The following is a 14590-nucleotide window of genomic DNA, read 5'->3' as shown; positions in this document are numbered from 1 at the left end:
CTCTGTAGGAGCGAGGTTTGGGCACATCAAATGTAACGTCTGCGCATTGGTGATCCGCCGGTCGCAGCGTTATGGTCGGGGCTGCTCTGACTCAATGGATTGAGGGACCGCAGCATGCAAGCACCGATCTGCATCTACCCGGCGACACCGGCCGACGCCGGTATCATCAGCCGTATCATCGAGCGTTCGATCCGCGTCGGGTGTGCGCTCGAACACCGCAACGACCCGCAACTCGTCAGCCGCTGGATCGCCCGGCAATCCGCCGACGTCATCAGCGCTCGGCTGGCCGACCCGCATTGCTACCTGAACATCGCCTTGCTGCAGGACAAACCGGTGGGTGTCGGCATGGCCACGGCCCGCGGCAACATCGGCTTTTGTCATGTGCAGCCGGAATGGTTTCGCCGTGGCGCCGGGCGGGCGTTGCTGACGGATCTGGAAGGCTGGCTGCGGATGCGCGGCGTGCCGCAGGTGAGCATCGCCAGCACCCGCACCGGTGCGGCTTTTTATCGGCATCTGGGTTACTGCGAAGCGGCGTCACCCGCCAGCGAGCAGGGCTTGCACTGCGTGGCGTTGCACAAGCCATTGCCAGTGCCCGGCTGACAACTCGATCAGGGGTCTAAATCCTCGCCGCGCTTAAGCGTTTCCAGAACAGGAAAACCTGCATGTGCGCCCCGCGACCGGAACGCGCACCTGTGCGGTGTGCTGTTTTGGTCACTATCCATAGCGTATTGAGGGGTCGAGAGATGTCAGTCGCCACCAGCCTTATCGAAGAGTCGTCGGCCCGGGTTACTTCGGCGCCGGCCGAAACGTTGTACCAGTTCAATGAATCTCCACTGCTGGCCCGCCAGAGCCAGCAGGAATCCAACGCCCGCAGCTACCCGCGCCGCATTCCGCTGGCACTCAAGCGCGCCAAGGGCCTGTATGTCGAAGACGTCGAAGGCCGCACCTTCATCGATTGCCTGGCCGGTGCCGGCACCTTGGCCTTGGGCCACAACCACCCGGTGGTGATCGAGGCGATCCAGCAAGTGCTGGCCGATGAATTGCCGCTGCACACCCTCGACCTGACCACGCCGGTCAAGGATCGATTCGTCCAGGATCTGTTCGGCCTGCTTCCGTCAGCGCTGGCGGCCGAAGCGAAGATTCAGTTCTGCGGCCCGACCGGCACCGATGCGGTGGAAGCGGCGTTGAAACTGGTGCGCACCGCCACCGGGCGCAGCACCGTGCTGTCCTTCTCCGGCGGCTATCACGGCATGAGCCAGGGTGCGTTGAGCCTGATGGGCAGCCTGGGGCCGAAGAAGCCACTGGGTGCGTTGCTCAGCAACGGTGTGCAGTTCATGCCGTTCCCGTATGACTACCGCTGCCCGTTCGGCCTCGGCGGCGCGGCGGGGGTCAAAGCCAACCTGAGCTACCTGGAAAACCTGCTCAACGATCCCGAAGCCGGGGTGCAGTTGCCGGCGGCGGTGATTGTCGAGGCGGTGCAGGGTGAGGGCGGGGTGATTCCGGCCGATATCGAATGGCTGCGCGGCTTGCGCCGGATCACCGAGAAGGCTGGCGTGGCGCTGATCGTCGACGAGATCCAGAGCGGTTTTGCCCGCACCGGCAAGATGTTTGCCTTCGAACACGCCGACATCGTCCCGGACGTGGTGGTGTTGTCCAAAGCCATTGGCGGCAGTCTGCCGTTGGCGGTGGTGGTCTATCGCGACTGGCTCGACACCTGGCAACCGGGCGCTCACGCCGGCACGTTCCGGGGCAACCAGATGGCGATGGCGGCCGGTTCTGCGGTGATGCGTTATCTGCTTGAGCACAAGGTCTGCGAACACGCTGCGGCCATGGGCGAGCGTCTGAGTGAGCACCTGCGCATCCTGCAACGCGACTTCCCGCAACTGGGCGATATTCGCGGTCGGGGCCTGATGCTCGGCGTTGAACTGGTCGACCCTGACGGTGCGCCAGATGCCCTCGGTCACCCGCCGGCCTTCGCCCGCCTGGCGCCGCTGGTGCAGCGTGAATGCCTCAAGCGCGGATTGATTCTGGAGCTGGGCGGCCGGCATGGCGCGGTGGTGCGTTTCCTGCCACCGCTGGTGATCACCGCAGCGGAAATCGACCGCGTCGCGGAGATCTTCGGCCGGGCCTTGGCCGCCGCCACGGCCGCCGAGTAAATTTTTCGCCGCGCCCAACGTTCTTTCTACATACCCGGCTGCACCCGGTGTGCAGCCCACCCTTACCGTGATGGAGAACCAGCATGACGTCAGTATTCGACCGCGAGGACATCCTCTTTCAGGTCGTGGTCAACCACGAAGAGCAATACTCGATCTGGCCGGACTACAAGGCCGTGCCACAAGGCTGGCGCACCGTGGGCAAGAGCGGCTTGAAAAAGGAATGCCTGGCCTACATCGAAGAAGTCTGGACCGACATGCGTCCGCTGAGCCTGCGCCAGAAGATGGAAGGGCAGGCGGCTGCTCAGTAAGCCGACAGGCAAAAACAAACCCGCTGGACTGGTGACAGTCAGCGGGTTTTTTCATGGCCTGCAAAAGATCGCAGCCTTCGGCAGCTCCTACAGGGTGTGTGTGTATTCCCGTGTAGGAGCTGCCGAAGGCTGCGATCTTTTGATCTTAGGCCGAAGGCCCGCCGCTCAACCCCTTGAGCAGCAAATCCACATTCCCCTCCAGCTCCGCCACCGGATCCGCCGCATCGGTGCTCAGCACCAGCAGATGACTGCCCGACTCGGCAATCGCCGCTTTCACCGCATCTGAAGGCTGACGATGATGCAGCACCAGCGCCACGTCGTTGTCCTTGAGTGTCGCCGTGAGTTTCTTCAGGTCTTGCGGCGTCCATTCGGCATCCGGGCGTGGATCCTGGCCGATCAGCTCCAGATTCAGGCTGCCGATCAGGTAACCGAAGTGATCGCTCAGGCTCATGACACTGAGGTTGTCGGCCTCGGCCAGACGCGCTTCGCTGTCGGCGCTGAGCTTGAGCAAGCGCTGTTTCAGCGCTGCCAGATTGGCCTCGATCTTCGGCTTGGCGGACGGTGCCAGGCGCACCAGATCCGCTGCCATCACGTCGGCCATGCGCCCCATGTTGTTGCTCGCCAGCCACGGCTGACTGTTCAAGCCATCGACTTTCAGCCCCGGTTGCACGGCAATCCCGGGCAGGGCGCCATCGACCGGGCGCGCCGCGTCGACCTCGACAATACGAATGTTGCTGCGCCGGGCAATCGGGTACAGCGGATCATCGGCCCACAGCGAGCGCACGCCGATCACCGCGTCGGCCTCGCTCGCCAGTTTGCCCAGTGCCGGCGCGCCGCGACCGGTGAAATACGCGGTCTGGCGGCTGCCCGGCAGATTCGCCGGGGCCGCGCGTTCGAGGCTGACGTCGGTGCCGTTGAGCAGCACCTCGCCCAACCCGTAGGTGATTGGCAACGAGGCCAGCACGCGTAACGGCTTGGCGTTTTCGGCAGCCATCAAAGGTGTACAGACCACGCCGCACAGAGCGAGGGCCAGGGGCAATTTGCGCAGTGAGAAAGCCATTTATCCAAGGTTCCCTTTCAGACTCGGAACAACCCCGCGCGCAACGGCGGCGAGGGCGAAGGCAATGCCGGCGACCAGAATGATCGCGGCGCCGGACGGAATCGGCAGATCGAAGACGATCGGCGCGAGAATCCCGCACAAGGTGCTGACGGTGGCAATCAGCACCGAGCACCAGAAGAAGCCCTTGAGCGACTGGCTGAGCAAGCGCGCCGCGGCGGCCGGAATCACCAGCAGTGCACCGACCAGGATCGCGCCGATGACCTTCACTGCGGCGACGGTGATCAGCGTCACCAGAATCACGAACAGATAATCCAGGGCCTTTACCGCGACGCCGCGCACCGCCGCCAGTTGCGGGTTGAAACTGGCGAGCATGATCCGGTTGTACAGCGGCAACGCCAGGGCCATGACCAGCGAACCGACGATCGCCAGCACCAGCAGGTCATTGCCGTTGACCGTCAGCACTGAACCGAACAGCACGTTCTCCAGAATGTGCACGTTGATCTTGCCAGCCAGGATCAGCAGCAGGCTCGCCCCCAACGCCAGCGACACTGAAAGGAACACGCCGATCAGCGTATCCGGCGCCAGACCGGTGCGATTGCGCAGGTAGTTGAGCAGGATGCCGAACAACAGGCAGTAGCCGAACAGGCTGCCGTACGGACCGGTGTAGGGTTCGCCGAGCAGAATGCCGATGGCCACGCCGGTCAGCGCCGCGTGGCCGACGGCTTCGGAGAAAAACGCGAAGCGCTTGACCACTACCAGCGTGCCGAGGCCACCGAGCACCGGGCCGATCAGCAGACCGGCGAGCAGCGCATTGACCACAAAACCATAGGCCAGCGCCTCCGGCAGATAACCGGCGGTGGCCCAGCCCTGAACCATCAAACGAAAGGCTTCGTAACTCATCAGACCGCGCTCCGTGGATGGGTGGAAAACAGCGTCAGCAGACGCTCCGGGGTCAGCGCCTGTTGCGGCGTGGCGTCGAACAGCACGCGACGGTTGAGGCCGGTAACCCGGTCGGCCAGACGCTTGACCGCCTCCAGATCGTGCTCGATCCACAGCACGGTGATGCCGGCCGCGCGCCAGTCGCCGAGCAGGCGTTCGAACACCTGGATCCCGGCTTCATCGAGCGCCGACATCGGCTCATCCAGCACCAGCAATTGCGGAGGTGGAATCAACCCTTGGGCGAGCAGCACGCGTTGCCGTTCACCGCCGGACAGCGCGCCCATGCGTCGTTTGCGTTTGTCCTGCATGCCGACCCGTTCCAGCGCCTCGCCAATGGCCTTGGCGTAATGCTTGCTCAGGCCGAGAAACGCCGGACGGCGCTGGCACATGGCGGCCATGAAATCGTCGACGGTCATCGGCAGGCCGCGATCGAACTCCAGCGCCTGCGGCACATAACCGATGGTGCCGGGCGCGCCGGGCCAGTGCAGGCTCAGTTGACCCTGATGGGGCATCTGCCCGAGCAACGTCTTGATCAGCGAACTCTTGCCGCCACCGTTGGGGCCGACCAGGGCGTGTACATGGCCGGGTTGGACCTGGAAGGTGACCTTGTCGAGAATTGTCGTGCGCCCGAGCGTCAGAGAGACTTGCGCAAACTCCAGAGTCGGTCCCAATCCTTGTGGGAGCGAGCCTGCTCGCGAATGCGGTGTGTCATTCGATGAAGATGTTGGCTGACCCGGCGCCTTCGCGAGCAGGCTCGCTTCCACAGGGGATTGGTGGGTATCAGAGAGGGTTTCTTTTACCGTCATGCCCCGGACTCCTGAATCGCCCGCACCACGGTGTTGAGGTTGCCGGTCATTTCTTTTTCGTACTTGTCGGCGGTGTATTCGCCGTAGGAAATGTGCGACAGCGGGTACAGCTTCACGCCGGACTCGCGCTGGATGGTTTCGACGTAGGTCGATGGAAAGTCCATCTCCGAGAAGATCACCTTCACGTCGAGTTCGCGCAGTTGGTCGATGGTCTTTTTCAACTGGCTCGGGCTCGGTTCGATGCCGTGGGCCGGCTCGACCACGGCGGTGACTTCCAGGCCGAATTCGCGCAGCAGATAGTCGTAGGCGGCGTGCACCGTGGCCACTCGCAGTTCGGCGTTGGGGGCCTGGGTCAGTTTGGCCAGGGCATCGGCGCGCATCTGCCGCAGGCGTTTGCCGTAGGCGCGGGCGTTCTGCGTGTAGGTCTTGGCGTTGTCCGGGTCGAGCTTGCCCAGTTCGCGGGCGATGTTGTTGACCTGGGCAATCGAGGCGCTGATCGACAGGAAGGTGTGCGGGTTGACCACTTTGCCCGCGCCGCGCGCGGCGGTACCGGTGGCGGCCAGCAGCGGCACGTTTTCGTTGGCTTCGATGGTCTTGATGTTCGGCGTTTCGCTGGCGGCGATCATGCGGTCGGCGAAATCGTCATGGCCGACCCCATTGAGCACGATCACGTCCAGCCCGCTGATGCGTTTGATGTCTTCGGCCCGTGGCTCATAGGCGTGCGGGTTGAAACCGGCGGGGATCAGCGGCACCACATCGGCCTTGTCGCCGACGATGTTCGCCACATAGCTGTAATACGGGTGCAGGGTGATGCCGATGCGCAGGCGTTTGGCGGGGTCGGCACTGACCAGCGGGCTCAGCAGGCAGGCACACAGACTCAACAGCAGCAAGCGCAGGAAGGGACGGCGAGGCGATGAAATAGACATGGGCAAGCGGTCTTCTCTGGGGTGAAGGCGAAGGTTCAGTGGCGATGTTCGCGGGTCACGCCGGCATCGAATCGGGCGACGATCTGCTTCCAGCCAGCGGCGGAGAGTGCGGCGTCGCTCAGTTCGGCGGGCGTCTGCAGATCGGCGTCGCGGTTGAGCCAGATGTCCGGCTCGGCATTGGCGTCGGCACTCAACAGCATCACGAACGAACCGGCGACGGCGGGCGCCTGGCTGTGGCCGAAATAGGCGCTGTCCGCCAGCAATTGCCAGGCATGGCTGCCACGGCTGACCGAACTGGCGTCCTGCGCGAATGGCGCGAAACCTTCCTCGGCCAGGGTTTGCGGGGTTGGCAGGCTTTGCTGCTCTTCACGCAGCAGGCGGATCTCGTCGAGGGTCACCCGCAGGTCGGCATAGATGCCTTGCTCGGCCGCGCTGAGGTCGCGCCGCGCATCGAGCTGATGGCTGGAAACCGGCTCCGGTTCATGGGATACCCCGCGCCACGCCACCACCGCAGCAGCGACCGCGAGAATCAGCAGACACAACAGCAGGACGTTAAGGGTTTCATGCCCGGCGCCGGCCGGGCGTACGACTTGGGTGGTGGGTGTGCTCATGGGGCCTCGATGTCCGCTTGGTCGATTTCCACGACGTGGCCGGGGCCGGCGTCGAACAGCACATAAAACTCGGCCGCCGGTTTCTTGAAGGTCAGGCTCGAGTCGGCGCCGAGCTTGCCCGGCAGCAGAATGGTTTCGTCGTAACCGATCACGTCCAGGGTCACCCCCGGCGCGCCGCTGCCATCGGAAAAACCGCCGGTGCATTTGATCTGCTCGGCATCGACGGCTTTGCATTGGCACATCGGGTTGTGGGCCAGGGCGCCGGCGCTGAAACCGCTGCACAGCATCAGCAATGCGGCGCGCCACCGCAGACGGGAAGGGCGTTGAACGCGGTTCATGGTTTGGCTCCTTGTTTGTTCAGCCAGGCGATCGTGGCGGGAGATGCCTGGCTCAGGGGAATAGAGGCCTGGTGCATGCTGCCGTCCCAGCCTTCCATGGTGATCCACAGTTCGGCGTCGGCCTGGGTCTTTTCCGCAACCGGCAATTGCGCGCCCATGCGATACGGGGTGCCGAAGAAGATCACCCCGGCGGCGCGCAGGCTGCGCGGTTTGCCGATGCGCAGGTAGGTGGCCTTGACCTGCCCGACGCAGGCGTCGCACAGGGCGGCGTTGAAATCTTTCATGTAACCGGCGGGGCCATCGGGATGCGGCGCTTCGTTACGCAGTTCGGCGAGGCGCAGGCTCCAGGGACCGACCTGGATGTCGCCGATCTCGTGCTCGCCCAAGCCGACGTCACCGCGAAACAACGCTGCATCGGCGAAATATTTAGGCATGAAGCCCAACGGAATCAGCAGCAGCAAGACGTTCAGGTGAAAGCGCCATTTATGCCAGAAACGGCGCAGCGCTGACGGCTGGGAAATGCGCTTGGACTGGCTCACAGGCTGACCTCCGCCGGTTCACGGCTGACGCTGGCGCTGCGGGCCTTCTTGTGCTCGCGCTTGAGCGCATTGGCGGTGGCCAGTGCGGTGCGCTTGGTCCAGATCAACAGGCCGCTGAGCACCATCATGCTCAGCAACAGGCCGAAGAAAAACCAGATCAGTTTGATCCACAGCCCGCCGAAATCACCGGTGTGCAACGGGCGCATCGATTCGGTGACGAACTCCAGCGAGGAGCGGTCGGAGATCAGCCGCGAGGCGGCCATGTCGCCGTTGTACGGGTTGAGCGTGGCGGTCTGGAACATCAGCGGATACCAGCCGCGCCCGCCGACACTCAGGTGGCTGTAGGCATTGCCTGGCATGCTGATGAAGCTGACTTCCAGTCCCGGGATTTTTTCCTCGGCGATCTGCACTGCCCGATCCAGACTGATGCGTGGCGGCGGGCCGGCATTGGCCGACATCGGCACGTCTTCGCGAGCCATCGCCGGAATGATCGGCTCGGTGGTGATGGACACCTGGTTATCGAACAGAAAGGCCTGGATCAGAAACCACGTGGCGGTGATGGAAATCACCGCAATGAACCAGATCGACCAGATGCCGCTCAGGCGATGGAAGTCGCCCCAGAAAATACGCGCGCCGTGGCGAAAACGCAGGGTGGGGTTGAAGAAGCCTTTCCAGAAACGCTTGTAGACCACCAGTCCGGTGACCAGCGAGGCGAGCATCGGCAGGCCAAGAAACGACACCAGGTACCAGCCCCAGCTGTAGCCGTTGGTGAACGGCACCAGCCACCAGCCATGCAGGGCGCGGGTGAATGCCTTGAAATCGAAATCCGGTGCCGGGCCTTGAATGACGCCTGTGTAAGGGTTGACGTAGACCGTTTGCGAGCGACCATCGGGGTAGCTGACCTCGACGTCCAGCGCGAAGTGTGACTCGTCGGGGCGGCTGATGCTTTCGACCAGCGTCTGCGGTTCGGCTTGTTTGATCGCGGCCAGCACCTGGTCGTAACTGAGCAGCGGCGCGTCGTCCGACGGCTGGCTGGCGCGCATCTGCGGGTTGGCCAGCCAGACGATTTCCTGACTGACCACCGCCAGCGTGCCGGTGACGCAGACGATCAGGACAAAAAACCAGATCGGCAGCGCGAGCCAGCTATGCACAAGGAACCACAGTTTGGAACGGGATTTCTTCGACATGATTGCGCGTCTTGATTGCGATGAAGGGCACGCGGCTACGGGCTTCGCAGCGCGGGTGTGCCTGAAAGGCGCGATCGTGGCGGTTGCCTGTGCGAACGGCCTGCATCTCTATAGGACGGATGAGCGGGACAAATCCCGATGGCTTATATGAAAGTAAATGTTTCGCAACTCCCTCGATCGCCACCCATCCCCTGTAGGAGTGAGCCTGCTCGCGATAGCGGTGATTCAGTTAATGAAGACGTCGATTGATACGACGCTATCGCGAGCAGGCTCACTCCTACAGGGGGCGTTCGGTGGTCAGGGGATCAAACACGATTCATGAACGCCGCCCTCACTGCCTGCCAATTGATGGCCGCCACCCGCTCCCTATGATGGAAATCACCGGATTCCCCTGAGCGAGCGCCTTGATGAGCCCCAGAACCCTCTATGACAAACACATCGATTCGCACACCGTGTGCCGCCTCGACGATCAGGGCCATGTGCTGCTGTATATCGATCGCCAAGTGATCAACGAATACACCAGCCCCCAGGCCTTCAGCGGTTTGCGCGCCGCCGGGCGCGAGGTCTGGCGGCCGGGCACGGCGCTGGCGGTGGTCGATCACGTCAACCCGACCACGCCGCTGCGGGTGGCGGCGATGCCTGATGCGGGTGGGGCGCGGCAGGTGGCGTATCTGGCGGAAAACTGCCGGGACTTCGGCATCGAACTGCTGGACATCCTCGACAAGCGCCAGGGCATCGAACATGTGATCGCCCCGGAGCAAGGCTTCATTCTGCCGGGCATGGTCATCGCCGCCGGCGACAGTCACACCACCACCTACGGCGCGCTGGGGGCGTTCGGGTTCGGTATCGGTACATCGGAGATCGAACACCTGCTGGCCTCGCAAACCCTGGTCTACAAGCGCCTGAAAAGCCTGCGCGTGACAGTCGATGGCGAACTGGCCCCGGGCCTGACGTCCAAAGACGTGATCATGGGGCTGATCGGCCGGATCGGTGCCTCCGGTGCCAGCGGTTACGCCATCGAATTCGCCGGTTCGACCATCGATGCGCTTAGCGTCGAAGCCCGCATGACCATTTGCAACATGGCGGTCGAGGCCGGTGCGCGGGGTGCGTTCATGGCACCGGACGAAAAAGTCTTCGCTTATCTCAAGGGCAAGCCTCGGGTGCCGCAGGGTGAGCTCTGGGAACGCGGGGTGCAGAAGTGGCGTGCACTGCGCAGCGATCCCGGCGCGGTGTTCGACCGCGAAGTGCACCTCGACGCCAGCCTGCTGGAGCCCATGGTCACCTGGGGCACCAGCCCCGATCAGGCGGCGGCGATCGGCGCGCGGGTGCCGGACCCGCAACGCCTCGACGATCCGATCCTGCGTCAGGGCATGCGCCGCGCGCTCCACTACATGGGCCTGGAACCGGGCATGGCGCTGTGCGATATCGTCATCAGTCATGCGTTCATCGGCTCCTGCACCAACGCGCGGATCGAAGACTTGCGCGATGCCGCCGCTGTCGTGCGCGGGCGGCGAGTGGCCGGGCATGTCCGGGCGATGATCGTGCCCGGTTCCAGCGAGGTCCGGGCCCAGGCCGAGGTCGAAGGCCTGGCGCAGATCTTCATCGATGCCGGGTTTGAATGGCGTCAGTCCGGCTGCTCGATGTGCCTGGCGATGAACGATGACGTGCTTGCGCCCGGCGACCGCTGCGCCTCCAGCACCAACCGCAATTTCGAAGGCCGGCAAGGTGCCGGCGCGCGCACCCACCTGATGAGCCCGGCGATGGTCGCCGCCGCTGCAATCAGCGGTCACCTGACCGACATTCGCCACTTTGGAGAACGCCCATGAGCCAGCAACCCTTCACTCAGGTCAGCGGTCGGGCCGCGCCGCTGCTCGCGGCCAACGTCGACACCGATGTGATCATGCCCAAGCAATTCCTCAAAGGCATCGACCGCCAGGGGCTGGATCGCGGGGTGTTTTTCGACCTGCGTTTTCTTGCCGACGGCACGCCCAACCCGCAGTTCGTGCTGAACCAGCCAGCCTGGCAGGGTGCGCGTTTTCTGGTGGTCGGGGCGAATTTCGGTTGCGGCTCCAGCCGTGAACACGCGGTCTGGGGGCTGCAGCAAATGGGCATTCGTGCGCTGATCGGCAGCCGTTTTGCCGGGATCTTTTATGACAACTGCCAGCGCAACGGGGTGTTGTTGATCACCCTGGATGAGGCGCAGGTTCAGCGCATCGGTAGGCTGGTGAGTCAGCCGGACACGGCGCAGATCAGTGTCGATCTTGAGGCGCAACAGATCCGTCTGGCGAACGGTGAGGTGATGGGTTTTCAGATTGATGACTTGCGCAAGACCGCGCTGCTGCTGGGGCTGGATGCAATTGGCAGCACTCTGCAGCGGCGCGAGCAGATCAAGGCGTTCGAGGGTGAACACCTGGCTGCCAACCCATGGCTGACCTGAACCCCCCACTAACCCTCTGTAGGAGTGAGCCTGCTCGCGATAGCTGTCATTCAGCCGATGATGATGTCGGCTGACACGACGCCATCGCGAGCAGGCGAAGGCCTACAAGGGTTTGGTGTTGGACCCGCTACAGCGACAAGTCTTTGAAATGCTCCTGCAAAAACTCCACACACGCGCGCAACTTCCCGGAGTTGGCCAGCCGCGTCGGGTACACCGCCCAGACATTGGCGCTCTGGCTGTAATCGGCCAGCACCGGCACCAATCGACCCTGTTCCAGCAACGGCTTCACATCCCACAATGAGCGCAGCAACACGCCGCGGCCGTCGAGCGCCCATTGCAGGACGATCTCGCCGTTGTTGGACGACAACGGTCCGCTGACCCGCACGCTTTGCGGCGTGCCGTCGCGGTCCAGGTGCCAGATGCCGAAGGCGTTGTCGCGCTCCTTGATCACCAGGCAATCATGCTGTTGCAAGTCGTCCAGTGTCTGCGGCGTGCCGTGGCGTTGCAGGTACTCGGGCGCGGCGCACAGCACCCGACGGTTGCTCACCAGTTGCCGGCCGATGTGCTGGCCGGGCAGGTCGTCGCCAACCCGGATTTCCAGATCGAAGCCCTCGTTGACGATGTCCACCGCGCGGTCGAACAGGTCGAGGCGAATCTGCAGTTGCGGATGAAGTTCGGCCAGTTGCGAAACGGCGGGCGCCACATGGTTGCGGCCGAAGCCGAAACTGCTGCAGATGTGCAAGCGCCCGCGCGGGCTGTCGTGGGCGTCGGCGAGGTCGTCGCGCAGTTGCTGGAAATCATCGAGGATGCGCAAGGCCCAGCGCTGCACCCGCTCGCCATCCTCGGTCAGCGACACGCGACGACTGGTGCGGTGTAGCAGGCGGGTACCGAGGGTCGATTCGAGGATCTGGATGCGTTTGCTGACGTAGGCCGGGGACAGGCCCAGCTCATCGGCGGCGGCCGCGAAACCGTTCTTGCGGATCACCGTCAGCAGCACGCGCAGGTCTTCGGGCAGGGGCACAGGATCTTGGTTCTGGGACATGTTGGCACGAGCACTGACGGCACAAGCCGCCAGCATAGCATCGGCAGGCAGGGCTCGATTCAGCGCAGGAACTCCAGGGCTTCGGCGAGCAACTGTTCAGGCACTTCCTCGGCCAGGTAATGCCCGGCCGGCAACGCCTTGCCGCTGACGTGGGTTGCTACTTGCTGCCATTCCTTGAGCGGATCGAAGCAGCGTCCGACCGTGCCGTCGGCGCCCCACAGGATGCGCAGTGGCAGATTCAGTTGATGGCCGGCGGCAATGTCGGCGCGGTCGTGTTCCAGGTCGATGGCGGCGCTGGCGCGGTAATCCTCGCAAATGCCCCGGGCGCTGCCGGGACGCTTGAGGCAGCGCAGGTATTCGCTGAACGCTTCCTCGGTGAACGGCTTGAGCCCGGCGCTGCGGCTGCCCATGACGCTGCGCAGATAGGTTTCGGGATCAGCTTCGATCAGGGTTTCCGGCAACGGTGCCGGGCGAATCAGGAAGAACCAGTGCCAATAGGCGCGAGCGAACGCTTCGTTGGTCTGCGCGTACATCGACAGGGTCGGGGCGATGTCGAGCAGCATCATTCGCTGCACCGCAGCAGGATGGTCGAGGGCCAGACGATGGGCGACCCGCGCGCCTCGGTCGTGGGCCAGTACCGCGAACTGCGCGAAGCCCAGCGCCTGCATCAACTCGAGGTTGTCCCTGGCCATTTCCCGCTTCGAATAATGGCGGTGTTGTTCATCGGCGGGCGGCCGGCTGCTGTCGCCATAACCGCGCAGGTCGGCGGCGACCACGGTGAAATGCTCGGCCAGTTGTTCGGCAATCTTGTGCCAGATCACGTGGGTCTGCGGGTGCCCGTGCAACAGCAACAGGCCCGGACCGCTGCCGCCGAGGCGGTAGGCGATGTCGACGCCGTTGACGTGGCGCTGGTCTTTGACGAATCCGGCAAACATCGGGTTGATCCTTGTTCAGGTGCGGGGTGGATGCATCCTGAAAGTGTCTGGCATTCGGGGCAAGGGGTGAAGCGTGGTGTGGCGGTTCATGAAGTGTGATGTATCCGCACTGGCCTCATCGCGAGCAGGCTCACTCCTACACTTGAAACGCGCGCCAATTGTAGGAGTGAGCCTGCTCGCGATAGGGCCAGCCCAAAACTGAAGATCTCAACCCTGTTCAAACATCTCCATCGCCCGTTGCTTGATCTGCTCCTCGGTCAGATCCTCCTTGCGCGAAGCCAGAAACCACAGGTGCCCATACGGATCCTTGAACGTGCCGCTGCGGTCACCATAAAACTGATCCTTGACCTCGGAGACCGACGTCGCCCCGGCTTCGAGCGCTCGCTGGAAGGATTTATCGACATCGGTGACATACAGGTGCAAACCGACCGACACGGCCTTTTCCGGACCGCTCAACGGCCCTTGATCGCACGGTGTGCCGAGCATGATCGCGCTGTCGCCAATCCGCAGTTCAGCGTGGCCGATGCGGCCGTCGGGCATGTCGAGGCGCATGACCACCGTGGCGCCGAAGGCTTTTTTATAGAACTCGATGGCTTCGGCGGCCTTGAGGATGCCGAGGTACGGGGTAATGCTGTGATACCCCTCGGGAATGGGTTTGACGCTCATGACGTTCTCCCTGTTCTTTGTTTTGTGAGGTGTACGGCTCCACCGGATTTGTGGAAGGTTCAATATAGAACTGTCTGCGCGGCCAGGATTTTTGCCCGACGAGCAGTCAACCGAGGAAATGCGCGCCCGGCCCTTGTTCACCGAGCACATCCCCCTGATTGCGCAGCGGACAGGCCTCCATCGACAGACAGCCACAGCCGATGCAACCGGTAAGCCGGTCGCGCAGCAGGGTCAACTGGTTGATCCGCTCATCCAGCTCGCGGCGCCACTGCTCGGACAGGACTTTCCAGTCCGCTGCGGTCGGTGCGCGGTCATCCGGAAGTCTCTTCAACGCCTCACCGATTTCCGCCAGCGGAATGCCCAGCCGCTGCGCGACCTTGATCAGCGCCACCCGACGCAACACTTCCCGTGGGTAGCGGCGCTGATTGCCGGCATTGCGCTGGCTCTTGATCAGGCCTTTGGTTTCGTAAAAGTGCAGGGCGGTGACCGCGACACCGCTGCGCGCGGCGACTTCGCCGACGGTGAGCTGCTTATGCAGGGTTTCTTTGCTGATCATTGGCAAAATCACTCTTGACCTTGACTTAACTAGAGGTTTTACCCTGCAGGCCTTCGAGTCGCAAGACGCGTCTTACGGTGAATG

The 14590-nt window shown here is 63.4% G+C and carries 17 protein-coding genes; 5 read left to right on the top strand and 12 right to left on the bottom strand.

Annotation, left to right across the window (positions count from 1 at the left end; all coding sequences use genetic code 11):
- Positions 1 to 114 precede the first annotated feature (114 nt).
- The 3 genes from J5M57_RS12015 (at position 115) to J5M57_RS12005 (ending at position 2464) form a co-directional block, all read left to right on the top strand.
- Entirely contained in the window at positions 115 to 600 is a 486-nt protein-coding gene (locus tag J5M57_RS12015; protein ID WP_207848150.1) for a GNAT family N-acetyltransferase, read from the top strand.
- 143 nt (positions 601 to 743) lie between these two features.
- Complete coding sequence (locus tag J5M57_RS12010) at positions 744 to 2156, top strand: aspartate aminotransferase family protein (protein ID WP_207848151.1); 1413 nt, start codon at positions 744 to 746, stop codon at positions 2154 to 2156.
- An 83-nt stretch (positions 2157 to 2239) separates the two neighbouring features.
- Positions 2240 to 2464, top strand: coding sequence for an MbtH family protein (locus tag J5M57_RS12005; RefSeq protein WP_016985437.1), 225 nt, complete (start codon positions 2240 to 2242; stop codon positions 2462 to 2464).
- Positions 2465 to 2609: 145 nt separating this feature from the next.
- Here the strand turns inward: J5M57_RS12005 and J5M57_RS12000 are convergent, their stop codons facing one another.
- From J5M57_RS12000 to J5M57_RS11965, 8 genes are read right to left on the bottom strand one after another with little or no spacing between them, the layout of a single operon-like run.
- Positions 2610 to 3524 (bottom strand): zinc ABC transporter substrate-binding protein, encoded by a 915-nt coding sequence (locus tag J5M57_RS12000; RefSeq protein WP_207848152.1) that lies wholly within the window; start codon positions 3522 to 3524, stop codon positions 2610 to 2612.
- Entirely contained in the window at positions 3525 to 4424 is a 900-nt protein-coding gene (locus J5M57_RS11995; protein WP_064588482.1) for a metal ABC transporter permease, read from the bottom strand.
- The gene (locus J5M57_RS11990; RefSeq protein WP_243435109.1) at positions 4424 to 5269 is read right to left on the bottom strand and encodes a metal ABC transporter ATP-binding protein; all 846 of its coding nucleotides are present in this window, start codon (positions 5267 to 5269) and stop codon (positions 4424 to 4426) included. The genes J5M57_RS11995 and J5M57_RS11990 overlap by 1 nt, the downstream gene beginning before the upstream one ends.
- Entirely contained in the window at positions 5266 to 6195 is a 930-nt protein-coding gene (locus J5M57_RS11985) for a metal ABC transporter substrate-binding protein (RefSeq protein ID WP_064588480.1), read from the bottom strand. Before J5M57_RS11985 ends, J5M57_RS11990 begins: the two co-directional genes overlap by 4 nt.
- 35 nt (positions 6196 to 6230) lie before the next feature.
- Complete coding sequence (locus tag J5M57_RS11980) at positions 6231 to 6806, bottom strand: DUF6162 family protein (protein WP_207848154.1); 576 nt, start codon at positions 6804 to 6806, stop codon at positions 6231 to 6233.
- Positions 6803 to 7144 carry a hypothetical protein gene (locus tag J5M57_RS11975; protein ID WP_207848155.1) on the bottom strand — a complete coding sequence of 114 codons (342 nt, stop codon included), beginning with the start codon at positions 7142 to 7144 and terminating at the stop codon, positions 6803 to 6805. Before J5M57_RS11975 ends, J5M57_RS11980 begins: the two co-directional genes overlap by 4 nt.
- Positions 7141 to 7683: a hypothetical protein gene (locus J5M57_RS11970; RefSeq protein ID WP_064588477.1), complete on the bottom strand. Its 543-nt coding sequence runs from the start codon at positions 7681 to 7683 to the stop codon at positions 7141 to 7143. Before J5M57_RS11970 ends, J5M57_RS11975 begins: the two co-directional genes overlap by 4 nt.
- Positions 7680 to 8870, bottom strand: coding sequence for a PepSY domain-containing protein (locus J5M57_RS11965; protein WP_064588476.1), 1191 nt, complete (start codon positions 8868 to 8870; stop codon positions 7680 to 7682). The genes J5M57_RS11970 and J5M57_RS11965 overlap by 4 nt, the downstream gene beginning before the upstream one ends.
- A 407-nt stretch (positions 8871 to 9277) precedes the next feature.
- Between J5M57_RS11965 and leuC the strand changes: the two genes are divergently transcribed.
- Positions 9278 to 10696: a 3-isopropylmalate dehydratase large subunit gene (gene leuC, locus J5M57_RS11960; protein WP_207848156.1), complete on the top strand. Its 1419-nt coding sequence runs from the start codon at positions 9278 to 9280 to the stop codon at positions 10694 to 10696.
- On the top strand, positions 10693 to 11307 hold the full coding sequence (gene leuD, locus J5M57_RS11955; protein WP_207848157.1) for a 3-isopropylmalate dehydratase small subunit: 615 nt from the start codon (positions 10693 to 10695) through the stop codon (positions 11305 to 11307). The genes leuC and leuD overlap by 4 nt, the downstream gene beginning before the upstream one ends.
- A gap of 127 nt (positions 11308 to 11434) precedes the next feature.
- On the opposite strand, the gene J5M57_RS11950 is transcribed toward leuD, so the two are convergent.
- From J5M57_RS11950 to soxR, 4 genes are all read right to left on the bottom strand, one after another.
- The gene (locus J5M57_RS11950; RefSeq protein WP_207848158.1) at positions 11435 to 12385 is read right to left on the bottom strand and encodes a LysR substrate-binding domain-containing protein; all 951 of its coding nucleotides are present in this window, start codon (positions 12383 to 12385) and stop codon (positions 11435 to 11437) included.
- A gap of 23 nt (positions 12386 to 12408) precedes the next feature.
- Positions 12409 to 13284: an alpha/beta fold hydrolase gene (locus J5M57_RS11945; protein ID WP_083368357.1), complete on the bottom strand. Its 876-nt coding sequence runs from the start codon at positions 13282 to 13284 to the stop codon at positions 12409 to 12411.
- Between the two features lie 207 nt (positions 13285 to 13491).
- The gene (locus J5M57_RS11940; protein WP_207848159.1) at positions 13492 to 13950 is read right to left on the bottom strand and encodes a VOC family protein; all 459 of its coding nucleotides are present in this window, start codon (positions 13948 to 13950) and stop codon (positions 13492 to 13494) included.
- Between the two features lie 106 nt (positions 13951 to 14056).
- A complete protein-coding gene (gene soxR, locus J5M57_RS11935; RefSeq protein ID WP_064588470.1) occupies positions 14057 to 14506 on the bottom strand; it encodes a redox-sensitive transcriptional activator SoxR in 450 nt (149 codons plus the stop codon).
- Positions 14507 to 14590 lie beyond the last annotated feature (84 nt).

It is taken from the genome of Pseudomonas sp. 86_A, assembly GCF_017491705.1.
GTDB lineage: Bacteria > Pseudomonadota > Gammaproteobacteria > Pseudomonadales > Pseudomonadaceae > Aquipseudomonas > Aquipseudomonas koreensis.
This window is presented reverse-complemented; position numbering and strand designations above follow the sequence as displayed.